Origin of the sequence: Mycobacterium appelbergii, assembly GCF_032883035.1 — a bacterium.
Classification (GTDB): domain Bacteria; phylum Actinomycetota; class Actinomycetes; order Mycobacteriales; family Mycobacteriaceae; genus Mycobacterium; species Mycobacterium appelbergii.
On record NZ_JAMQTH010000019.1, the window covers coordinates 66,824 to 88,379 of the forward strand.

Genomic DNA, 21,556 nt, shown 5'->3' on the forward strand with positions numbered 1-21,556 from the left:
TTGGCGCTCAGACGCGCTCGTAGTAACGGCGGGACTCCCAGTCGGTGACGGTGTGGGAGTCGAAGGCCTCCAGTTCGCTGCGCGCGGAGGCAAGTAGATGCTCGAATACGTCGTCGCCGAATGCGGTGCGAGCCATCTTGGATTCGGCGAACAGGTCCAGTGACCGATGTAACGAGGTGGGCACGATCGAGATGTCGTCTCCGGTCCAGGCGTTGCCTTCGAAGACGTCCGGCACGCTCAACTCGTGCTCGATGCCATCGAGTCCGGCGGCAATTGTGGCGGCATAGGCGTAGTAGGGGTTCACATCGGCCCCGGGGATGCGGTTCTCCACCCGGAACGACGGGCCGGTGCCCACCAGGCGGAACGCGCAGGACCGATTGTCGTTGCCGAGGGCGATCGCCGTTCCGGCGAACTGGTCGGGCTGGAACCGTTTGTAGGAGTTGATCGTCGGCGCGAACAGCAGGCTGATATCGGTGGCGTGGCGCAGCTGTCCCGCGACAAACGACCCGAACTGCTCCGACATCCCTTGTGTTTCGGGTGACCAGCACAGGGGTTCGGAGGCAGCGCCGGCCGACCACATGCTGACATGCAGGTGACAGGACGACCCGACCTCGTCGATCTTCGGTTTCGCCATGAAGGTGACCGTGAGATCGGCGTTGTGGGCCAGTTGCTTGACGCCGTACTTGAACAGCACGTGGCGGTCGGCCATCTCCAAGGTGTCGCAGTAGTCCAACGTCACCTCCTGCTGCCCCAAACCCCATTCGGGCTTGGAGGATTCGACGGGCACTCCGAACTCCGGCATCTGGTTCCGGATCTGCTCGATGAACCAGTCGTCGCGGGCGGATTGGACCATCTGATAGTCCGAGCGGTAATCCGACAGCATCTTGAGGTTCTGGTATCCCAGCTCCCAGGCTTCGCGTGGCGGGGTGGCGGCCAGATAGAACTCCAGCTCCGAGGCGAACTTGAAGCTCAGTCCACGCTGCGCGGCCCGGTCGAGCTGGGTCCGCAGGATGGTGCGGGGCGCCACGGCCAGCGGTTCGTCGGAGTCCATGTGGTAGGCGTCGCAGATGACCAGGGCCGCGGTCGGCTCCCACGGGACCCGGCGCATGGTCGACAGGTCCGGCACGAGGCGGATGTCCACCCACCCGTTGGCCGCGTTGGAGACCGGTAGATCAAGAGGATTCATCTCGAGGTCCACGGCGAAGATGAAGCTGCTGGCATTGACGCCGCTGCCCTGCAGCGCCAGCGTGCGGAACCCGCCGATGGTCAGCCGCTTGCCGACCAGCCGCCCGTACGGATCGGGGGCGGCGCAGATCACCGTGGTGATCTCACCCGCACGGGCCAGTTCCTCGAATCGGTCGAGATCAAGCAGAGTGGATGTGGTGCTCATTGGTGCTCCAGGTGTCGATGCAGTTCCCAGTCGGTGATGGTGTTTCGCAACCACTGCTCATAGCGTTGCAGCTCGCCTCTGCGGGTGGCCGCGAAGGAGGTGCAGAACGGCTTGCCGAGCAGGTCGGCCAGCCAGATCGAGCTCTCGAACTGGGCGAGCGCGGTGCTCAGGTCGCCGGGCAGCTCGCTCGCGTCGGCATCGGCGTCGGGCAGTGGCAGCTTCTCGAGGAGCCCGTGCAGGCCGCCTGCCAGCAGCGCCGCCGCGACGATGTACGGATTGGCGTCGGCTCCAGGTCTGCGGTGTTCGACGCGCGCCGATCGGCGGTCGGTGAGAATCACGCGGGCCGCGGCGCCCCGGTCGTCGTAACCCCAGGTGGCGGTTCCGGGAGTGAACATCGCCGGGTCGATGCGCTTGTAGGAGTTGACGTTCGGGTTGAGCATCAGCACGGTGTCGGCCATGGCCTCCAGCAGGCCGGCCAGGTAGTGGCTGCCGTCGGCGGAGAGGGCACCGGTGTGATCGGCGAACACGTTGGCCCCGTCCCGGTTGAGGCTGGAGTGCACGTGCCCGCCGGCCCCGGACTTGGCGGCGAAGGGTTTGGCCATGAAACTTGCGTGCAGACCGCGTTCGGCACACAGGTCGCGCAGGTACTGCCGAGCCCGGACCGCGTTGTCGGCGGCCTGCACCGCCGGTGCCGGTGCCAGGGTGAACTCGAAGAAGCCGGGTCCCAGTTCGGCATGGAACATCTCGACCTCGATGCCGATCTGGTCCATCCGGTTGACGAACTCGGTTGCCAGGCCGTTGATCTCGGCACATCGGGTCAGGCTGTAGGCGTTCTCGGTCCGGCCGTGCGGGGCGTGGCCGGAAAGCACTCCGGCCGGCGCGGCACCGTCAGCGGCAAAGATCCACATCTCATACTCGTACCCCAATACGGGGGCCAGCCCCAGGGCGTCGTAGCGGTCGGTCAGGGTGTGCAGCACGGCGCGCGGTGACAGATCCAGCGGTCGCCGGTCTGCGTCGACGAGTTCGGCGATGACGGCGTCGGTTCCTGGGCGCCAGGGCAGCGGGATGCGAGTGCTCTCGTCGGGGATCAGCAGCGCGTCGGGGTAGCCGTTTGCGGCGCTGCTGAACGGGGTGTCGGTGACGTCGTCGGTCAGTGACAGGCCGTAGACGATCGTGCAGAATGCCAGGCTGGTGTCCCCGTGGGTCTTCTCGGACCGGACGAGCTTGCCGCGCAAACCGAGGTCGTAATCGGCCACTTCGAGCTGGGTCATCGCCACAGTGTCTGCCATGCTCAGTTCTCCTGGTTCTTGCGCGGGCGGCGGGCGGGGTCGCGCCCGACCCGGCGGTAGACGCGGTCGGGCACATCGGCGGGGTCGTCGTAGACCCACCACGTGCAGGCTGTGGTGGGGTCCTCCGCGGTCCAGGTGGGCGGGTCGATCACGCGGGTCGGATAGCCCAGCCGATCGATCGGCATGACCTCGTTGAGCTGACAGCAGTGCACGCAGTAGGAGCAGATGCCGACGGTGTTCCACGCCCAGTCGTGAGGCTCGGTGGTGACGGCGAATCCGAATGGTGCACCGGCGCGCGGTGCCCCACCGGTGATACGGGCGTCCAACGACCTGCCGCCGGACCCGCACGGTGCGAAACGGAATCCGGTGCGGCCGGGTTCGTGGATCAGTTCGATGTCGCCTTGACGGCCGGTTCCGGTCAGGTGCGCGTGGAACCCGTCGACGATGGCGATCATCAGTTGATGTGCCGATTCGGTCCACGGTTGGTTGTCCAATGAGTAACGGCGGGCGTGGATCTCGTACCAGTCGCCCATCAGGAAATCCCAGAGTTCACCGAGCGCCGACTCGCCGACGAGGGTGACCGCCACGTCGATGAGTCCGGCCACCCGGTCGACTGCCCGGTCGTGGATGTGCTGCCACACCAGCCGTGCCGACTCGATCAGCTCGGGAGCGGCGGGGTTCTGATCCCGGCAGGCGCGCGCGGCGCGGCCGACGGAGGCGGTGTAGTCCGGCCATTCGGCGCCGATGCCTGCCATCGCCTGGGTACCGACGAGATCGGTGAGACGCTGCACCGCGGCGTCCAGATCGGCCCGGCTGACGTCATGTGCGCTGATCCACTCCAGCGTCGACTCCGGCCAGTGGTCGTAGATCTCCCGGAGTTCATCGGCCTCCAGCACCGACACCTCGACCAGCTGTGCGGCCGCCTCCCATTCGTGACTGCGCGCCCGCTCAGCGGCGGTACGGAATGTTCCACACGCCAGCTGGAGCCAATCGCCGGTGCGGGCGTTGCGTCCCAGGGAGGGTTCGAACGCCACCACGGCCGGACTGGGGTTGACGGTCATGTCAGCGCGAACCCCCCGTCGACGCGCAATTCGGCGCCGGTGATGTAGGCGGCCTGATCACTGAGTAGAAATGCTGCCGCAGAAGCGATTTCACTTGGCTGGGCGAATCGCCGCGCGGGTACGCGCGCGGCAAGCGCCGGTGGCAGGCTGCTGGTGTCACCGTGTGTGGCCGCCATCGGGGTGGCGACGAATCCCGGCGCGATGCTGTTCACCCGCACCCCGTGGACCGCGAGGGCACGCGCGGCGCTCTGGGTGAGCATCTGCAGACCGGCCTTGGACGCTGCGTACTGCGGGGTGGGGTCGGGGTTGGTGAGTGCGATGACCCGGCTGGCCTCGATGGAGGTGATGTTCACGACGGCGGCGGTCTCGGCCTTCCGCAACGCCGGTGTCAGGGCGTCGAGCACGTGGTAGGCGCCGACCAGGTTGATCTCCAGGCATCGCAACCACTGCTCCCGGCTGACGTCGCTGAATCCGGTGTGCTCGATGACGCCCGCGCAGTTGACCAGATAGCTGATCTCCTCGGTGCCGACGCCATGGTCACGCAGCACGGCCGGTAAGGCCGGATCGCGAACGTCGGCGGCGCAGCACACCTGCAGGTCGGCCCCGTACCGCGCGTCGGGCTCGGGTTCGCGGATGTCCAGCCGGATGGTGCGGATCCCGGCGGACATCAAGGCGGCCGCGGTGGCGGCGCCGATGCCGGATGCGGCGCCGGTGATGAGGGCGTGGGTGCCGGTGTAGGTCAGTGGTGTGGTTCGGGTGGTCATGAGGGCCGGTATTGGTGGGTGTGTTCGGTGATGGCGTGGTGGAAGCATTCTCGGGGTGCGCGGATGATGCCTGCGCCGATCTGGCCGCCGTCGCGGCCGGCCAGGCCGACGTCCATGACGGGCAGGATGCCGGTGTCCAGGACTTTGCGGGCGTCGATGGCGGTGGGGGTGCCGGCGAAGGAGAACAGTGGGATGCGGTAGGTGTTGTTTTCTGCGTGGGTGATGGCATACATCTCTTGGTTGCGTGCGATCATCACCTCGGGGGAGCCGCCCTGGTATTCCTGCAGTGACAGGGCGCAGGCTTGGGCGAAGCCGCCCAGGCCGATGGTTTCGGTGATCGGGGATTCTCCGCCCATCCAGGTGATTTCGTCGTCGGTGTGCCCGGCGAACAGTTTGCCCTCGTGGATCGGGGGTGGGCCGTGGAACCATTGGTCGCCGAGGCCGGCGAGTTTGATGGCGAACCCGCGGCAGGAAAACGCCATGGCCGAGACCAGGGTGGAGCCGGGCACGGTCATGGCGTCGGCGGAGGCCTTGGCTGCGGCCATGGACAGGCGCAGGAAAAAATAGTCGTTGTCGGCCAGATGCAGCATGGTCTCGCGCACCCCGGCCACCTTCTCCTCGGTCATGTCCAGGATGGCGGGCAGGATGGCCCGGTTGAACAGCATCGAGGCGGCCGTGTTGCGGCTGTGCACTTCATCGCCCATGCGCAGGGCGCGTGCGATCAGGGGTTTGAGGGCGATGCCGCCCTGGCGGCGGATGGCCTCACCGATGACCGGGGCCAGCACGGTGTTGACGTGGTGCAGGCGGTCGCGGACGCCGTCGTCGTAGCAGCCGTAGTTGAGTCGGCGGGGTTCTTTGCCTTCGTAGAAGTTGCAGAATCCGAGGTTGCCGTGGGTGCGGTTGGCCACCACGAACACCGGCATGGAGGCGGTGTAGATGCCGGCCAGCGAGCCCACCGCGCCGTAGTCGTGACAGGCCCCGATCTCGATGAGTCCGGTGGCGAATTTGGTGATGGCGTCCTCGCGGCTGGTGGCCAGGCCTTCGAACAGGGCCCCGCCGATCAGGGCGTCGCGTTGTCCGCCGGTGTAGTCCGCCCAGCCCATCGGTGCTCCCGAGGTCAGTACCAGGTTGTCGCGGTAGCCGGGCAGGACCTCACCGGCCGGGGCCACGTCGATCACCCACGGGTCGGCCTGATCGAGGCGGGTGAACGCGGCGGTGTTGGCGGCCTCCACATCGATGGTGGTGGGGGTGCCGGCGGGGGTATGAAGTTTGGTGTTCACCAGGCCACCACGCCGCCGTCGACGAGCAGGGTTTGTGCGGTGATGAACGATGCCCGCGGCGACAGCATGAATTCCACGGCTTCGGCGACTTCTTCGGGTTCACCGATCCGGTTGAGCATCGCGTAGCCGGCGCTGCGTTCTTCGCCGCCGGAGACCCGGGCCATCGAGGGGCTCATCGGGGCCCGGATGACCCCGGGGGCGATGTTGTTGACCCGGATCCCGCGTGGGGCCAGTTCCTCGGCCAGATACCGGGTGTAGGCGGCGATCCCGGCCTTGGTGGCACCGTAGACCGACGCACCGCGGAACCGGCCGAAATGCCCGGTCAGACTGCCGATATTGACAATCGCCGCCCCCTCGGCGAGCCGGGGTGCCACAGTGTCGGTGACCCGGGCCATCCCGGCGATATTGACCTGAAACATCAACTCCACCTTCGCCTCATCAAGCTCACCGAGAAACGAATCCCGCAACACACCAGCACAGTTGACCAACCCCGCCAACAACTCACCCTCACCAACCACCGAACCCACCGCACCCCGCACACTCTCCAGATCCGACACATCCATCGCCACCGCGAGCGCGCCCGTCAGGCCGGCCTGCTCCAGGTCCAGCGCATCGACTGCGGGTTTCAGATCCGCCGCCACCGGGGTGTAGTCACTGGCCAGTAGGCGTCGGCAGATCGCCTGGCCGATGACCCCGGCGCCGCCCGTCACGATCACCTTGTTACTCAATCCACGATCCCTTCGCGTGCTCAGCTGCCCTGGACTCCACCAAGTTTCGTCTCGAAAGGGCTATAGGTCAAGTTTTTAGGACTTTAATTTCTGTATGGTCTATTGGGCAAGGCAAATCCAAATTGCAGGGGGTGTGCGGTAGCCTGTGGGCACTTTGGAAGGGGGGGTTGGCATGTCAGCGAAACCGGCATTGGTTCCGGTCCGGCAGATCCCGGCGCATGAATTGGTTGTCGACCAGATGCGACGCGCCCTGGATCTGGGCCGGTTCCGCCCGGGTGATCGGCTTCCCACCGAGCGTGAGCTCTCCGACATGCTTGACGTGTCCCGGACGACGGTACGCACCGCGGTGGCGGTGCTGGAACGCGAAGGGCTGATCGCGGTGCGCCGGGGTCGCGGCGGTGGGTTCACGGTTCAGGCCCCGGTGTACGACGCGGCCGAGATGCGACGCGAGATGCGGCGCAACAAGCGCGACATCCGCGATGCCTTCGACTACCGGATCATCGTCGAGACCGGCGCCACCCGACTGGCCGCCGAGCGGCGTCGCGCGGCCGAACTGGCGGAGCTGCACAAGCTGCTGACCGGAATGGACGCCGCGCTGCACACCGCGTTGGATGATCAGTCGCCCCAGCACACCACGGACTTCCAGACGCTGGATTCGGCGTTCCATCTCGGTATCGCCCAAGCCGCGCAGAACGATCGCCTGTTGGACGCGGTGGCTGACGCACGCCGACGGATGTGGCTGCCGGTCGGCGCGATTTTCGGTCGCCTCGAGCCCAACGCGAACGACTATCACGAGGCGATCCTGGAGGCGATCGAGAACCGCGAACCGGAGCTTGCCGCGGCCCGGATGGAAGAGCACATCAACGACACCCGGCAGACGATCGAATCCTGGCTCAAGCGCTGATCCGTTTCTCTGGACTTCAACATCGGGATGCGTCCGGTGCGACCCTTGGGGGGTTGGGGATCGCACCGGACGCGTGCCCGGCGGTGCCGGGTCAGTTGACCGGCTCGCGGGCAGGCTCGTGGTCATCGAAGATCGTGCTGCCGATGCGCTGGTACAGATCCGGCCTGGAACTGCGCCAGTACAGCGCGACCGCGATCGAGCCGACGGACAGCCCGACCACCAGGTACGGAATTGCCTTGAAGAACAACGTGTCCGAGGCGGCGCCCGCTGCCGCCTGCATATTGGACGCCATCAGGTAGATGACGTAGACCATGCCTGCACCGCCGACGATGGGGGCCAGCAGGGTGCGCCACCAGGATGCGGTCTCGGGATGCTCCTTCTTGACGTGGAAGTAGATCACGGTGGCCATCGAGCACATGGTCTGCACGATCAACAGCAGCAGTGTCGCCAGGATCGCGACCAGTACGAACAGATCGGCGTAGGGATCCGAACGCGTCAGCGAACAGACAGCCACCAGGATGGCGGCGATCACGGTCTGGGTCAACGATGCGATCCAGGGGGACGCGTGCTTGCGGTGTGCTTCGCCGAGGCGGCGCCAGAGCAGGCCGTCACGGCCGAACGCGAACAGGTAACGGGCCGCGGAATTGTGGATCGCCAACGCGCAGGCGAACGAACCTCCGACCACCAGCCACTCGAAAACCGTTACCGCCCACGGGCCTACGTATTGAGCCGTGGGGGCGTACAGCAGGTCGAACGGTGTCGGACCCGATGCGAGTTCGACGGCCCTGGTGGGCCCGTTGCCGACCACCACGCCCCAGGAGACGAAGGTGTAGAACACCCCGATGCCGATCACCGCTATCAGCGTGGCCCTCGGCACGATGCGCTTGGGATCCTTCGACTCCTCGCCGTAGATCGCCGTCGACTCGAAGCCCACCCACGACCAGAACGCCATCAGCAGGCCCAGCCCGACCACGCCGCCGGCGACACCGTTGGTGTTTAGTGCGGTCAGCGGATTCAGTGACGTGAAGCTCATCCCGTCCGGATGGTTGAGCAGGCCGGCGACCGCGGTGACCGAGAGCATGGCGATCTCGCTGACCAGAACGACGCCGAGGACCTTCGCGGCCACCGAGATGTCGAAGTGTGACAGTGCGGCGATGACAACCAGGCCGATGGCGGCATAGATCTCCCACGGCAGATCGAGTCCGAACTGTGCGGTGAAGGCCTGGTCGGCGAACGCCGAGAAGATGCCGATGAGGCCGGCTTCCATCGTCATGTAGGTGATCATCGGTAGGACACCGGCGGCCAGGCCGGGGACTCTCGACCAGGCCCGGGAGACGAAGGTGTAGAACGCACCAGCCGCGGTGATGTGGCGGGCCAGCGCCACGAAGCCGATGCTGAAGATGGTGAGCACGATGGTGGCGATGACGAAGCCACCGGGGGCGCCGAGGCCGTTGCCGAAGCCCACTGCGACAGGAAGGTTGCCGGTCATCGCGGTGATCGGTGCCGAGAATGCGACCACCATGAACACCACGCCGGCCAAGCCGATCGCACCGCGTTTCAGGGTGGCTTGCCGTTCACCCTGCGCGGGTCTTTCCGCGCCGGTCCCCGGGACGTAGTCGATTGCCATCGCCACCTGCCTTCCATTTGGGTTTCCGCGAGCCTAAGTGGGTAAAGGTCTAAAGACAAGACCCTTAGTCCTAACGGATTGACGCGTGACATAACGTTTACACGAACAGGTTTGAATGCGGGTCGATTTGGTCTATTGGCTAGTGGTTTTAGATGAATTTGGATTCGGGCCGGGCCCGACAGGAGTCGTGCGGGAGGGTTCACATGCAGGGTCACCTGCGGTCCGCTGAGATTGCCGGGCGCTGCGCCGCCCGCAGCGGGCAGGTGAGTCGGCAGGTGCCCGCGCTGGCGGGGGTGCCCGCCACCAGGTTTGCGATGGCGGTGGCCACCGTTGACGGCGGGCTGGCCGACATCGGTGACGCCACGCTGGGGTTCTCCATCCAGAGCCTGTCCAAACTCTTCGCGCTGTGCGCGTTGCTGCAGCACGATCCGGACGCGTGGGCTCATGTGGGCTGGGACCCCACCGATGCCGGATACGGATCTGTTGCCGATCTGGAGCGCAACCATGGGCGGCCTCGCAACCCGTTTGTCAACTCGGGAGCGCTCGTCGTCACCGACCGGTTGTTGCAGCACACCGGTGATGCGGTGCAGGCGAACGTCCAGTTGCTCCGGGCGTGCGACGCCGGATCCGGCGAGGCGGGGTCCGTGTACTCCGATCCGCAGGTGGCCCGGTCCGAAACGCTGACCGACCACCGCAACCGCGCGATCGCGCATGTCCTCGCCGAGCACGGCAGGCTGATGAACCCCATCGACCAGGTGCTTGGCCAGTACTTCGCACAGTGCGCGATCACCGCGTCGGTGCGGACCATCGCGAGGGCCGCGCTGTTCCTGGCCGACCGCCACGGCAACCGCAGCGCGCTGGAGGCCGCGACCGTCCGTCGGGTCAACGCGGTCCTGCTCACCTCGGGCATGTACGGAGCCGCGGGTGACATCGCCTACCGCATCGGGCTACCGGCCAAAAGCGGTATCGGGGGCGGGGTGCTGGCCGTCATGCCGGGCCGGGGCACCGTATGCGTATGGAGCCCGCCGCTGGACGCCGACGGCAATTCCGCGGGCGGTGTCGCTGCCATCGAGGAGTTCGCCCGGCTGGCGGGCTGGTCGGTCTTCTAAGCCGCAGGTGCCTCGGGTCCGGCAGGGAGCGCCGGATCGGCGGGCAACACAGCGGCCGGTGCCGCGCCGTCGGCCGGTGCCGCACCACAGGGCAGGCTGCCGTAACCGGGGTCGTTGTCCTGCCGGGTAAGGCGCGGGGCGACGAACGTGTCCGCCTGGGCGGTGATCTGATCGTCGACGAGGATCTCGCAGTGCAGGTTCGCCGAGTACGGCCAGTCGATGCTCACGGTCATGCCGGCCATCTGGGGATCGGTCACCACGCCGGTGGCCTCGAACGTGCGGCCCGGCAGCATGGTGGGATCGGCGGTGTTGAGCTGGCTGTCGTCGATCTTGTAGGTGATCCTCGCGTTGCGGGAAACCCCGTCGATGCGTGCCCGGTAGATGACGTTGTGCAGTTGCTGGATCGGTTGGGCCTCGACCTGGGGCTCGGGCGGAGTCTCGGGCTCGGCCAGCGCAGTGGCGGGCATGAGCTGGGCGCTGGAGAGCAGACCAGCCAGCACGGCAGCCGCCATCGCCATGTGCTTAGTAGGGCTCATGATTGGTGACCATACGCCCCTCTCCACGCGAGGGCCATGCCGTTGCCAGCCAGCCAGCGGTGGAGGTCGTAGTCGTGCCGGGCGAGCCCGTCGATCGCATCGACGGCGGTGTGCACGGCCTGCTCGCCGGTCTCCGGGGGCAACAGGCCGTGGCGCACCGCGGTGAGCAGCTCGTCCACATCGCACAACTCCACCCCGGCCCCGGTCCGCACCACCAGATCCAGATAGTGATCCTCGGAATGCCAGGCCGTCGTTCCCGCGGTGAACCGCCCGATGTCCAGGTAGTAGTCCTGGTCGCGCTCGTGGCCGGGGTTGAAATGGAACACGCTCACGCGCAGATTGAGCGACGGCAGCAACCAGGACTCCAGGTAGTGGAACTGGGCTCGGCCCGGTGTCGGTCGCGCCATGTACAGGCCCCAAGGCTCGACCGTGTAGACGTCAACTTCCCGCACGATCCCTTTCGGATCGGTATTCGTGCAGGTGAGCAGGTCAAACGTTTCGTGTTTGGGTGCGTGGATGGGGTCAGCCTAACGCGCGGGAAGAGAACTTGTCGGGATGCAGTTCTACCCTGGTGACCATGGCCTTCGCGACCGAACACCCGGTTCTTGCGCATTCGGAGTATCGGGCTGTCGACGACATCGTTCGTGTCGGCGGCCGCTTCGAGGTGGTCAGTGAGTACGAGCCTGCCGGTGATCAGCCCACGGCGATCGCCGAGCTGGAGCAGCGGATCAACGCCGGCGAGCGCGATGTGGTGCTGCTGGGCGCCACGGGCACCGGCAAGTCGGCGAGCACCGCATGGTTGATCGAGCGGCTGCAGCGGCCGACGCTGGTGATGGCCCCGAACAAGACCCTTGCCGCCCAGCTGGCCAATGAGTTGCGGGAAATGTTGCCGCACAACGCTGTCGAGTACTTCGTGTCGTACTACGACTATTACCAGCCCGAGGCTTACATCGCCCAGACCGACACCTACATCGAGAAGGACAGCTCGATCAACGACGATGTCGAGCGGCTGCGGCACTCCGCCACGTCGAGTCTGCTGTCACGCCGCGATGTGGTGGTGGTGGCCTCGGTGTCGTGCATCTACGGTCTCGGCACACCGCAGTCCTACCTGGACCGCTCGGTCGAGCTGAACGTGGGCGACGAGGTGCCGCGCGACAGCCTGCTGCGGCTGTTGGTCGATGTCCAGTACAACCGCAACGACATGGCGTTCACCCGCGGATCGTTCCGGGTGCGCGGCGACACCGTCGAGATCATCCCGTCCTACGAGGAACTCGCGGTGCGCATCGAGTACTTCGGCGATGAGATCGAGGCGTTGTACTACATGCACCCCCTGACCGGGGACGTGGTCCGCAAGGTCGACTCGCTGCGGGTCTTCCCGGCCACCCACTATGTCGCGGGCCCCGAGCGGATGGCACAGGCGATCTCGAGCATCGAGGCCGAGCTTGAGGAGCGGCTGGCCGAACTCGAGGGTCAGGGCAAGCTGCTGGAGGCGCAGCGGCTGCGGATGCGCACCAACTACGACCTCGAGATGATGAAGCAGGTCGGCTTCTGCTCGGGTATCGAGAATTACTCCCGGCACATCGACGGACGGGGCCCGGGCACTGCCCCGGCCACCCTGATCGACTACTTCCCGGAGGACTTCCTCCTGGTGATCGACGAGTCCCACGTCACCGTTCCACAGATCGGCGGGATGTACGAGGGCGACATGTCCCGCAAGCGCAACCTCGTGGACTTCGGGTTCCGGTTGCCATCGGCGGTCGACAACCGGCCGCTGACCTGGGAGGAGTTCGCCGACCGGATCGGCCAGACGGTGTACCTGTCGGCCACGCCGGGGGCATTCGAGCTGAGCCAGGCCGGCGGTGAGTTCGTCGAGCAGGTGATCCGGCCGACGGGCCTGGTGGACCCGCAGGTGGTGGTCAAGCCGACGAAGGGCCAGATCGACGATCTGATCGGCGAGATCCGCAAGCGCACTGAGCGGGACGAGCGGGTCCTGGTCACCACGCTGACCAAGAAGATGGCCGAAGACCTCACCGACTATCTGCTCGAACTCGGGATCCGGGTGCGCTACCTGCACTCCGAGGTGGACACGCTGCGCCGCGTCGAACTGCTCCGGCAGCTGCGGCTCGGAGAGTACGACGTGCTGGTCGGCATCAACCTGCTGCGCGAGGGTCTGGACCTGCCCGAGGTCTCACTGGTCTCGATCCTCGATGCCGACAAGGAAGGCTTCCTGCGCTCGACCCGAAGCCTGATCCAGACCATCGGCCGCGCCGCCCGGAACGTCTCGGGTGAGGTGCACATGTACGCCGACAAAATCACCGATTCGATGCGTCAGGCCATCGACGAGACCGAGCGGCGGCGCGCCAAGCAGATCGCCTACAACGAGGCCAACGGTATCGACCCGACGCCGTTGCGCAAGAAGATCGCCGACATCCTCGACCAGGTGTACCGGGAGGCCGACGATACCGAGACCGTCGACATCGGCGGGTCGGGTCGCAACGCGTCGCGGGGGCGTCGCGCGCAGGGCGAGCCGGGCCGCGCGGTCAGTGCGGGCATCGTCGAGGGCCGTGACACCGCGAACATGCCCAGGGCCGAGTTGGCCGACCTCATCAAGGATTTGACCGAGCAGATGATGACCGCAGCCCGAGATCTGCAGTTCGAACTGGCGGCAAGGATCCGCGACGAGGTCGCCGATCTGAAGAAGGAACTACGTGGCATGGATGCCGCCGGGCTCAAGTGAGCCGGCCTTGACCTCAACTGCTGTTGAGGACTTAGCGTCACCGTCGTGACCGACACCGCGACGTCCGATGCCACGGGAACCTGGCGCCAGCTACTTGGTCCGGCACACCTCGGTGCGTCGACCGTGTTGGCCGGCGGAATCCTGCTGTATGCCACCAACGAATTCCTGACAATCAGCCTGCTGCCCACCGCTGTTGCCGACATCGGCGGTCAGCGGTTCTACGCCTGGGTCACCGCGGTCTACCTGGTTGCCTCGGTGGTCGCCGCCACCACCGTGCACTCCGTGCTGATGCGTCTGGGTCCGCGGCTGGCTTATCTGTGTGGGCTCACGGTTTTCGGTGCCGGAAGCCTCGGCTGTGCCCTGGCGCCGAGCATGGAGGTTCTGCTGGTCGGGCGCCTCGTGCAGGGTTTCGCGGGCGGATTGTTGGCCGGGCTGGGTTACGCCGTGATCAACACTGCGCTTCCGAACACCTTGTGGACCAAGGCATCTGCTCTGGTGTCGGCGATGTGGGGGGTTGGCACGCTGGTGGGTCCGGCGGCGGGTGGACTGTTCGCGCAGTTCGGGCAATGGCGTTGGGCCTTCGGAGTGCTGGTGGTGCTGACCGTGGCGATGGCCGTGCTGGTGCCGATCGCGCTGCCGGGCCGTGACGGCGCCGCGCACCGGGGGTCGCCGCCTGCCATACCGGTGTGGTCCCTGATGCTGCTGGGAGCGGCAGCGATGACCGTCAGTGTCGCGGGCATACCGCACGATCCGCGGGCCACGGCCGCACTACTGGCCCTCGGCGTCGTGCTGGTGGCCGTGTTCGTCATGGTCGACCGTCGCGTACCCGCATCGGTGTTGCCGCCCAGCACATTCGGTCCCGGCCCCCTCAAATGGATCTACCTGACGCTCGGTGTGCTGATGGCCGCCACCATGGTCGACATGTACGTGCCGCTGTTCGGGCAGCGGCTCGCGCACATGACGCCGGTGGCGGCCGGCTTCTTCGGGGCGGTGCTGTCGGTCGGCTGGACCGTCGGGGAGATCGTCAGCGCATCGGTGCAGAGCCGTCGGGTGATCGTGCGAACCGTGGCGGTGGCACCGCTGGTGATGGCGATCGGGCTGGCGGCGGGCGCGGTGTTGGTGCGCGACGGCATGCCGCTGTGGTTGGTGGCGCTGTGGGCGCTGGCCCTGTTGATCACCGGCGCAGGGATCGGCATCGCGTGGCCTCACCTGTCCGCGTGGGCGATGACCAATGTGAACGATCCGGCGGAGGGCCCGGCAGCGGCCGCGGCGATCAACACCGTGCAGCTGATCTGCGGGGCCTTCGGCGCGGGCCTGGCCGGTGTCGTCGTCAACCTGAGCGACACCGGTGGCGCCGCCGCGACGCCCTGGCTCTTCGGGGTCTTCGCGGGGCTGGCGGTGGTCGGTGCGGTCGCGTCGTTCCGTTCGGGCCGCCCCTAGCGTTGCGCGCCACGCCCGTGCGGCACCGGCATCATGCGCCCGCTGGTGCCGGTGCCGCCGTCGCGTCGAAGGGGACCGTTTCGTGGCTGTGCCGTCGATGCGACGCCAACACCCAGAAGGTGGCCATCGCGACGAAGAACGCCACCACCCAGTTGTAGTCGTACAGCGGCCGCAGTAGCGGGACGACGCCGTCGGCGGGGAAGGGGCCGCTCTTGACTCCGTCGGCTCCGACCGCCGAATAGGCTCCGCCCACCCCGACGAACGCTCCGACGGCCGTGGCGATCACCGCCCGGACATTCCACCCCTTGGTGAAGTAGTAATGGCCGCCGAACGTGAACAGCTCAGGGACCCGCAGTTCGGTTCTGCGGGCCAGCCAATAGTCGGCCACGATGACACCGCCCACGGCGCCCATCACGCCGCCATAGAATCCCAGCCACACGAACACATAGGTCTCGGGGCTGGCCAGCAGCTTCCACGGCAGTACCAGCGTGCCGAGCGCCACCGAAACCAGCACGCCTCGACGGAAGTTGATGAACTTGGGCAACGCGTTGGCGAAATCCAACGCGGGGCTGACGAGGTTGGCCGCCATGTTGGTCTGCACGCTGGAGATCACGATGGCCAGGGCGCCGACGAAAACCGCGACCCGACTACCGAAATGGGACACCAGGACATCGGGATTCCACAGCTCGCCGGGCGGCACGCCGTAATGTTGTGCGGCAAGCGATGTGGCGAGGATCGCCATCAGGGACACGACAAGCATGGTCACCGGCAGACCCCACGCCTGGCCCCGGCGCTGCGCCTGCTGGTTCTCGGCGAACCTGGTGAAGTCGGGCATGTTGAGCGACAGGGTCGACCAGAACGCGATATTGGCCATGAGGCTGATCGGGAACACCGCCAGCCAGAAGTGCGATCCCCACCCCAGCGCCGAGGGCTGCGACACCACCGGTCCGAGATCCCCGCCGGTCTTGAACAGGAGTACGACGATGAGAATCACCACGGCGCCCACCATGGTCGGCGCAGCGATGGTCTGAAAGCGGCGCAGGGATTCGAAGCCCTTGTAGATGACCGCCACCTGAATGGCGAGCACGACGGCGTAGCAGGCCAAGGTGGTTATCGGCACCATCCCGATCAGGCCGAGATCGACCGGCTGAACCTGCGACCAGGACGGTCCGATCGCCGCGCCCAGTGCGAGGTTGAGGCCCAGACCGCCGAACCACGTTTGAATGCCGAACCAGCCGCAGGCGACGAGTCCGCGCATCACCGCGGGCAGATTCGCGCCGCGCACACCGTAGGCTGCCCTGGCAAACACGGGGAAACTGATCCCGTGCTTGGCGCCGGCGTGGCTGTTGAGCAGCATCGGGATGAGCACGATCAGGTTGGCCAGCACGATCGTGAAGAGCGCCTGAATCCAGTTCATGCCCAACGCAATGAGGGACGCGGCCAGCGTCCACGTGGCGGGGTTCATGCACATCGCCACCCACAGCGTCAGATAGACGCGGCTCTTCCAGGTACGCATGCGGGGATGAATGGGCCGCAGGTCCTCGTTGTAGAGCGCGGCTTCGAGGGTGTGTCCGTGCGCATCCAGCGGAATCGACGGCGACTCGGCCGCAGTCGGGATTTCAGGTGCCTTCGAGCGCATTGGCGACTCCATCTGTGAGCGGGATCGTGATCGAGGTGGCGTATTGGGTCGGGTGCCGGCCGGATCGGTTCGTGGAGCGTGGTCGGTGGCACAGGTAACGATTGCCCGCGAGATGTGACGTCGCCCACTGTGTGCTGGTTGCCCATATTAGGCCGCTGACGTTCCGGCGGCGATGGCAGGATGCAACCATATTTCCGCGACATATAGTGCACCTGCACACTCGCGCCGTGCGGCGGGGACGCCACGTGCGATCTATCGGGCGGGGATGGCCTCGTAGGACTCGGGGCGGCGGTCGCGGTAGAACTGCCAGTCGTTGCGGGCGGCGCGTACCAGGGACAGATCGAGGTCGCGTAGGACGATTTCCTCGCCGTCTTCGGATGCCACGTCGCCGACGTAGTTGCCGCGTGGATCGACAAAGTAGGAGCTTCCGTAGAAGGTGACGGCCTGCTCGCCGAATTCGCCGGTCTCGGTGCCGATTCGGTTGTTTGCCGCCACGAAGTACTGATTGTTGGCGGCGGCCGCCGGCTGTTCGATCTCCCAGAGTCGATTGGACAGGCCGGGTTTGGTGGCCGACGGGTTGAAGACCAGTTCGGCGCCGGCGAGGCCGAATTCGCGCCAACCTTCAGGGAAGTGGCGGTCGTAGCAGATGTACACGCCCACTCTGCCCACTGCGGTGTCGAAGACCGGGTAACCGAGATTGCCGGGCCGGAAGTAGAACTTTTCCCAGAATCGATCGAGGTTGGGGATGTGGTTCTTGCGGTACTTGCCGAGATAGCTTCCGTCGGAATCGATCACAGCCGCGGTGTTGTAGTAGACGCCTGCCATCTCCTCTTCATAGATCGGCAGGATGAGTACGACACCGAGTTCCTTGGCGAGTACTGAGAACCGTTCGGTGAGGGGACCGGGAACCGCTTGTGCGTACTCGTAGTACTTCTGGTCCTGCACGATGCCGAAGTAGGGTCCGTGGAAGAGCTCCTGAAAGCAGATGATCTGCGCGCCGGCGCCGGCGGCGCGTCTGGCAAGGTCCTCGTGCTTGGCGACCATCGACTCTTCGTCTCCGGTCCATGCCACCTGGGTGATGGCTGCCTTGATGGTGGTCATTGGGTGGTGCCTTTCTCGTTGAATGATGTTGTCAGGCCAGCACGGCGTCGCCGGCGCGGTTGATCGCCGGGATGATCCGGTTGCCGTATTCGGCCAGTGTGTGGTCCTGGTCGTCGTGCTGGAGGTAGATCGCGAACTGGTCGACGCCGAGCTTCTGCAGTTCCTGCAGTTTGGCGATGTGAGCTTCGGCGGGCCCGAGGATGCAGAAGCGGTCGACGATCTCGTCGGGCACGAAGTCCGAGTGTGAGTTGCCTGCGCGTCCGTGTTCGTTGTAGTCGTAACCTTCGCGGCCCAGGATGTAGTCGGTGAGCGCCTGGGGTACCGCGCCGCTGTTTCCGTACCTCGCGACGATGTCGGCGACGTGGTTGCCGACCATTCCGCCGAACCAGCGGCATTGATCGCGTTGGTGGTCGAGGTTGTCGCCGATGTACGCCGGTGCTCCGAGACAGACCTTGATGTCGTCGGGGTTACGTCCGGCGTCGGCCGCCGCGTTCTTGACCCGTTCGATCATCCATTTGGTGATGTCGGGATCAGCCAGCTGCAGCAGGAATCCATCGGCGACCTGACCGCACAGGTCGAGAGCTTTCGGGCCGTAGGCGCCGACGTAGACGTCGAGTGTGGACTTCGACGCCCACGGCAGGCGCACGGTGGTTCCATTGACCTCGGTGGAGCGTCCGTTGGCCAGATCGGAGATCACCTTGACCGCCGACCGCAGAGTGGCCAGCGTCGCGGGCTTTCCGGACAGCGTCCGCACGGCGCTGTCACCGCGGCCGATCGAGCACACCGTCCGGTTGCCGAACATCGAGTTCAACGTCGCGTACGACGACGCGGTCAGCGTCGCATCGCGGCTGACGGGGTTGGTGACCATGGGGCCGACGATGACCTTGCGGGTGGCCGCCAGAATCTGGCTGTAGATGACGTAGGGCTCCTGCCACAGCACGTGCGAGTCGAACGTCCAGACGTAGTCGAACCCTCTGTTCTCTGCGGCGACCGCCAACTCCACCACGCGCGAAGCTGGCGGATTGGGCTGCAGCACGATGCCGAAATCCATTGATAGACCTTTCGTTTGCGGCGGGACTAGATGAGGTACTGGCTGAGACTGCGCTTGATGTACTGGCCGTGGCCCGTCCTGCCGTGGAAGGAACCTCGGTCGATGACCACCTGCCCCCGGGACATCACCGTGTCGACGTGGCCGTCGATCTCGAAGCCCTCCCATGCCGAGTAATCGAGGTTCATGTGGTGGGTCTCGGCGCTGATGCTTGTTTTGCCGTTCGGGTCGTACACGACGATGTCGGCGTCGGCGCCGGGCTGGATCACGCCCTTCTTGCCGTACATTCCGAACATTCGTGCCGGTGTCGTCGAGCAGATCTCCACCCACCGGGGCAGTGAGATCTCGCCCAGTACGACGCCTTGATAGAGCAGGTCCATCCGATGCTCGACCGAACCGATTCCGTTGGGAATCTTGGAGAAATCGTCGAGCCCCAACTCTTTCTGGCCCTTCATGCAGAACGGGCAGTGATCGGTCGAGACGACCTGCAGGTCGTTGGTTCGCAGCCCTTGCCACATGTGCTGCTGGTGGCCTTCGGCGCGTGCGCGCAGGGGCGTCGAACACACCCACTTGGCGCCCTCGAAACCGGGCGCCCCGAGATGCTCCTCCAGGGACAGGTACAGGTACTGCGGGCACGTCTCGGCAAAGACGTTGCGCCCGTTGTCACGCGCGGCGGCGATCTGGTCGACGGTCTGTTTGGCGCTGACGTGCACGATGTAGAGCGGCGCGCCGGTGAGGTCGGCGAGCATGATGGCGCGGTGGGTGGCCTCGGCTTCGGCCTGCCACGGACGGGTCAGCCCGTGGTGGTAGGGCGTGGTGTCGCCGCGGGCGATGGATTGCTGGACCAGCACATCGATGACGCTGCCGTTCTCGGCGTGCATCATGATCAACGCGCCGTTGTCGCTCGCCCTCTGCATTCCTTGCAAGATCTGACCATCGTCGGACAAGAAGACGCCTTTGTAGGCCATAAAGAACTTGAAACTTGTCACGCCCTCGTGGATGAGTTCGTCCATGGCGTCGAGCGAGGCGTCGTTGACGTCGCTGAGGATCTGGTGGAATCCGTAATCGATGGCGCAGTTGCCGCCGGCCTTCTCATGCCACAGTTCGTACTGCGTGAGCGGATTCTCGCCGGACTTCTGCACGACGAAGTCGACGATCGTCGTGGTGCCACCCCATGCGGCGGCCCGCGTTCCCGTTTCGAACGTGTCCGACGCGCTGGTCCCGCCGAACGGCATCTCCATGTGGGTGTGGGCGTCGACGCCGCCCGGGATGACGTACTTGCCGGTCGCGTCGATCGTGCGGTCCGCGGTCATGCCGTCACCCAGCGACGTGTGGGGGTCGAGGACGGCCACGATCCGCTCATCGTCGACCAGGACGTCTGCGGTACACGTGCCCGTGGCGTTGACGATCGTGCCGCCGGTGATCAGGGTTCTGCTCATTGGCAATTCATTCACTCTCGTTGTGGCGTGATGCCTGTGATTCTCACAGGGCCATGTTGCGCCTGAACGCTCCTGTTGTGGCCCGGGTCACAATCAAAATGTAGGTGACGAAGTGGCACGGAACCAGCACGTGACGCACCGAAAAACCCCGATATCGGTGTGCATGTGCACACCCTCGATGTGTGTGCGGCGCCACAGGTGACTACCGTGACGGTCATGCGCAAGGCGTCGGAGCCGGGCCAGTGGTCGCACGTCCGCTGGATGGAGTTGATCGATGACGTCACCGGTCAGCGGGAACGTCTTGTCGATGCGTACATGGCCCAGATCGACGGCGGACGCCGCTTCTACGAATCGCGCGTGGAGACCGCCGATCTGCGGGCCAGTGCGCACACGGCATTCACGATGCTGCTCAGGCAGCTGGGTGGTTCACGTCTCAGCGAAGAGGACCTCCGCATCACCCGCGAGCTCGGGGTGCGACGTGCCCGTCAGGGCGTGAAGTCGGAGAAGCTCACGGCCGCCATACATCGAGATTTCTCGGTCCTGTGGGCTGCGTTCCTGGAGTCGTCCGAAGACGACGATGCCGCGGTGTTGGCAGTGCACGCGGAAGACGTGTGGCGGGTCGTCGACCGTTTTGCGGGAAGTATCCACGCCGCCTACGTCGACGAAATGATTGCGATCGCCCAGGAGCGGTCGCTGGGCGTGCAATCGTTGCTGGCGCAGTTGATCACCGACGAATACCCGTCGGTGACCTTCATCGCCCGCGCCGGGCAGGCGCTTTCGATCCGCGAGACCGACGGCATCTGGGTGGCCGCGGCGTTGATTCCCGAGGGGATACCTCTGCAGCAGTTCGCCGAGAGTCTGCGTCGTCGCGGCCGCTCGGCCTACACCTTTGCGATGGGGGAGTGCATCGTGGTGGTGTGGGTGTCCGGCGTTGACGATGCCGGGCTCGATGGCGTCACGTCGAGTCCGGAGTATGCCGATCTGCAATCGGTGCGGTGCGGCGTTTCGCCGCTGTACCGGGGTGTCTCGCAGTTGCGCTCGGCCGCCGAAGTCGCCTGCGAGATCGCGTTGTCGATGCATCCCGAACACGTGGGACCGGCGACGATCGCTGACGTCTGGCCGCTGGTCGCCGGAGCCGCCCTCCAAACGCGGATGCCCGCATTGGAGGAGTCGGTACGCGGCCCGTTGCGCGGGTGTCGGCCGGCCGAGTTGGCCGCGTTGATCGAGACCATCAAGGTTTTCGCCGACAATGGCGATGCGAGTGCGACTGCGGCCCAGCTGTTCTGCCACCGCAACACGGTGATGAAGCGGATCCGCAGGCTGAAGGAGCTCACCGGGCTGGACATGACTGTGCCCAGGGACTCCGCCCGCGTCCTGGTGGTGCTGGCGTCGGAGTTGGCGGCCGTCGAGGCCGACCGGGGGCGGGTGCGATGAATTCCGGGGAGTGAACGAGTCGGAATGTGT

The 21,556-nt window shown here is 65.9% G+C and carries 18 protein-coding genes; 5 read left to right on the forward strand and 13 right to left on the reverse strand.

Going from position 1 to position 21,556, the window contains the following annotated elements; all coding sequences use genetic code 11:
* Nucleotides 1–7: 7 nt before the first annotated feature.
* From M1247_RS32535 to M1247_RS32560, 6 genes are read right to left on the reverse strand one after another with little or no spacing between them, the layout of a single operon-like run.
* Nucleotides 8–1,390 (reverse strand): glutamine synthetase family protein, encoded by a 1,383-nt coding sequence (locus M1247_RS32535; protein WP_317160565.1) that lies wholly within the window; start codon nt 1,388–1,390, stop codon nt 8–10.
* Nucleotides 1,387–2,679, reverse strand: a complete 1,293-nt coding sequence (locus M1247_RS32540) for a type I glutamate--ammonia ligase (RefSeq protein ID WP_317160566.1) — start codon at nt 2,677–2,679, stop codon at nt 1,387–1,389. Before M1247_RS32540 ends, M1247_RS32535 begins: the two co-directional genes overlap by 4 nt.
* Nucleotides 2,680–2,681: 2 nt before the next feature.
* Entirely contained in the window at nt 2,682–3,740 is a 1,059-nt protein-coding gene (locus M1247_RS32545; protein ID WP_317160567.1) for a hypothetical protein, read from the reverse strand.
* Entirely contained in the window at nt 3,737–4,504 is a 768-nt protein-coding gene (locus M1247_RS32550) for an SDR family NAD(P)-dependent oxidoreductase (RefSeq protein WP_317160568.1), read from the reverse strand. The genes M1247_RS32545 and M1247_RS32550 overlap by 4 nt, the downstream gene beginning before the upstream one ends.
* The gene (locus tag M1247_RS32555) at nt 4,501–5,784 is read right to left on the reverse strand and encodes a YlbE family protein (protein ID WP_317160569.1); all 1,284 of its coding nucleotides are present in this window, start codon (nt 5,782–5,784) and stop codon (nt 4,501–4,503) included. The genes M1247_RS32550 and M1247_RS32555 overlap by 4 nt, the downstream gene beginning before the upstream one ends.
* Nucleotides 5,781–6,512, reverse strand: coding sequence for an SDR family NAD(P)-dependent oxidoreductase (locus M1247_RS32560; protein ID WP_317160570.1), 732 nt, complete (start codon nt 6,510–6,512; stop codon nt 5,781–5,783). The genes M1247_RS32555 and M1247_RS32560 overlap by 4 nt, the downstream gene beginning before the upstream one ends.
* A 172-nt stretch (nt 6,513–6,684) precedes the next feature.
* Here M1247_RS32560 and M1247_RS32565 point away from each other — a divergent pair, with 172 nt between their 5' ends.
* Nucleotides 6,685–7,416, forward strand: a complete 732-nt coding sequence (locus M1247_RS32565) for a FadR/GntR family transcriptional regulator (protein WP_317160571.1) — start codon at nt 6,685–6,687, stop codon at nt 7,414–7,416.
* Nucleotides 7,417–7,507: 91 nt separating this feature from the next.
* Here M1247_RS32565 and M1247_RS32570 read toward each other — a convergent pair whose 3' ends face one another.
* Entirely contained in the window at nt 7,508–9,043 is a 1,536-nt protein-coding gene (locus M1247_RS32570; protein ID WP_317160654.1) for an APC family permease, read from the reverse strand.
* Between the two features lie 203 nt (nt 9,044–9,246).
* Between M1247_RS32570 and glsA the strand changes: the two genes are divergently transcribed.
* The gene (gene glsA / locus M1247_RS32575) at nt 9,247–10,152 is read left to right on the forward strand and encodes a glutaminase A (RefSeq protein ID WP_317160572.1); all 906 of its coding nucleotides are present in this window, start codon (nt 9,247–9,249) and stop codon (nt 10,150–10,152) included.
* On the opposite strand, the gene M1247_RS32580 is transcribed toward glsA, so the two are convergent.
* Nucleotides 10,149–10,688, reverse strand: coding sequence for a hypothetical protein (locus M1247_RS32580; protein WP_317160573.1), 540 nt, complete (start codon nt 10,686–10,688; stop codon nt 10,149–10,151). The two genes, glsA and M1247_RS32580, sit on opposite strands and share 4 nt — an antisense overlap.
* A complete protein-coding gene (locus tag M1247_RS32585) occupies nt 10,685–11,206 on the reverse strand; it encodes a ribonuclease FAU-1 family protein (RefSeq protein ID WP_317160655.1) in 522 nt (173 codons plus the stop codon). Before M1247_RS32585 ends, M1247_RS32580 begins: the two co-directional genes overlap by 4 nt.
* A 59-nt stretch (nt 11,207–11,265) precedes the next feature.
* On the opposite strand from M1247_RS32585, the gene uvrB reads away from it, so the two are divergent.
* Together uvrB and M1247_RS32595 are read left to right on the forward strand one after the other, a co-directional pair.
* A complete protein-coding gene (gene uvrB / locus M1247_RS32590; RefSeq protein WP_317160574.1) occupies nt 11,266–13,425 on the forward strand; it encodes an excinuclease ABC subunit UvrB in 2,160 nt (719 codons plus the stop codon).
* Between the two features lie 45 nt (nt 13,426–13,470).
* Nucleotides 13,471–14,865 carry an MFS transporter gene (locus M1247_RS32595; protein ID WP_317160575.1) on the forward strand — a complete coding sequence of 465 codons (1,395 nt, stop codon included), beginning with the start codon at nt 13,471–13,473 and terminating at the stop codon, nt 14,863–14,865.
* 31 nt (nt 14,866–14,896) lie between these two features.
* On the opposite strand, the gene M1247_RS32600 is transcribed toward M1247_RS32595, so the two are convergent.
* The 4 genes from M1247_RS32600 to hydA all read right to left on the reverse strand — a co-directional run bounded on the left by M1247_RS32600 (nt 14,897) and on the right by hydA (nt 20,092).
* Nucleotides 14,897–16,504, reverse strand: a complete 1,608-nt coding sequence (locus M1247_RS32600) for an NCS1 family nucleobase:cation symporter-1 (protein WP_317160576.1) — start codon at nt 16,502–16,504, stop codon at nt 14,897–14,899.
* Nucleotides 16,505–16,756: 252 nt separating this feature from the next.
* A complete protein-coding gene (locus M1247_RS32605) occupies nt 16,757–17,605 on the reverse strand; it encodes a nitrilase-related carbon-nitrogen hydrolase (RefSeq protein ID WP_317160577.1) in 849 nt (282 codons plus the stop codon).
* Nucleotides 17,606–17,636: 31 nt separating this feature from the next.
* Nucleotides 17,637–18,656, reverse strand: a complete 1,020-nt coding sequence (locus M1247_RS32610) for a TIGR03842 family LLM class F420-dependent oxidoreductase (protein WP_317160578.1) — start codon at nt 18,654–18,656, stop codon at nt 17,637–17,639.
* 26 nt (nt 18,657–18,682) lie between these two features.
* Entirely contained in the window at nt 18,683–20,092 is a 1,410-nt protein-coding gene (gene hydA, locus M1247_RS32615; protein ID WP_317160579.1) for a dihydropyrimidinase, read from the reverse strand.
* A 216-nt stretch (nt 20,093–20,308) separates the two neighbouring features.
* Here hydA and M1247_RS32620 point away from each other — a divergent pair, with 216 nt between their 5' ends.
* Nucleotides 20,309–21,526: a PucR family transcriptional regulator gene (locus M1247_RS32620; RefSeq protein ID WP_317160580.1), complete on the forward strand. Its 1,218-nt coding sequence runs from the start codon at nt 20,309–20,311 to the stop codon at nt 21,524–21,526.
* Nucleotides 21,527–21,556: the final 30 nt, after the last annotated feature.

Bases quoted from the DNA above. Each gene is read 5' to 3' on its own strand.
- M1247_RS32600 (WP_317160576.1), bottom strand. From the start codon at position 16,504: ATGCGCTCGAAGGCACCTGAAATCCCGACTGCGGCCGAGTCGCCGTCG.
- M1247_RS32620 (WP_317160580.1), top strand. From the start codon at position 20,309: ATGCGCAAGGCGTCGGAGCCGGGCCAGTGGTCGCACGTCCGCTGGATG.
- M1247_RS32605 (WP_317160577.1), bottom strand. From the start codon at position 17,605: ATGACCACCATCAAGGCAGCCATCACCCAGGTGGCATGGACCGGAGAC.
- M1247_RS32545 (WP_317160567.1), bottom strand. From the start codon at position 3,740: ATGACCGTCAACCCCAGTCCGGCCGTGGTGGCGTTCGAACCCTCCCTG.
- M1247_RS32540 (WP_317160566.1), bottom strand. From the start codon at position 2,679: ATGGCAGACACTGTGGCGATGACCCAGCTCGAAGTGGCCGATTACGAC.
- uvrB (WP_317160574.1), top strand. From the start codon at position 11,266: ATGGCCTTCGCGACCGAACACCCGGTTCTTGCGCATTCGGAGTATCGG.
- hydA (WP_317160579.1), bottom strand. From the start codon at position 20,092: ATGAGCAGAACCCTGATCACCGGCGGCACGATCGTCAACGCCACGGGC.
- M1247_RS32565 (WP_317160571.1), top strand. From the start codon at position 6,685: ATGTCAGCGAAACCGGCATTGGTTCCGGTCCGGCAGATCCCGGCGCAT.
- glsA (WP_317160572.1), top strand. From the start codon at position 9,247: ATGCAGGGTCACCTGCGGTCCGCTGAGATTGCCGGGCGCTGCGCCGCC.
- M1247_RS32550 (WP_317160568.1), bottom strand. From the start codon at position 4,504: ATGACCACCCGAACCACACCACTGACCTACACCGGCACCCACGCCCTC.
- M1247_RS32535 (WP_317160565.1), bottom strand. From the start codon at position 1,390: ATGAGCACCACATCCACTCTGCTTGATCTCGACCGATTCGAGGAACTG.
- M1247_RS32580 (WP_317160573.1), bottom strand. From the start codon at position 10,688: ATGAGCCCTACTAAGCACATGGCGATGGCGGCTGCCGTGCTGGCTGGT.
- M1247_RS32610 (WP_317160578.1), bottom strand. From the start codon at position 18,656: ATGGATTTCGGCATCGTGCTGCAGCCCAATCCGCCAGCTTCGCGCGTG.
- M1247_RS32570 (WP_317160654.1), bottom strand. From the start codon at position 9,043: ATGGCAATCGACTACGTCCCGGGGACCGGCGCGGAAAGACCCGCGCAG.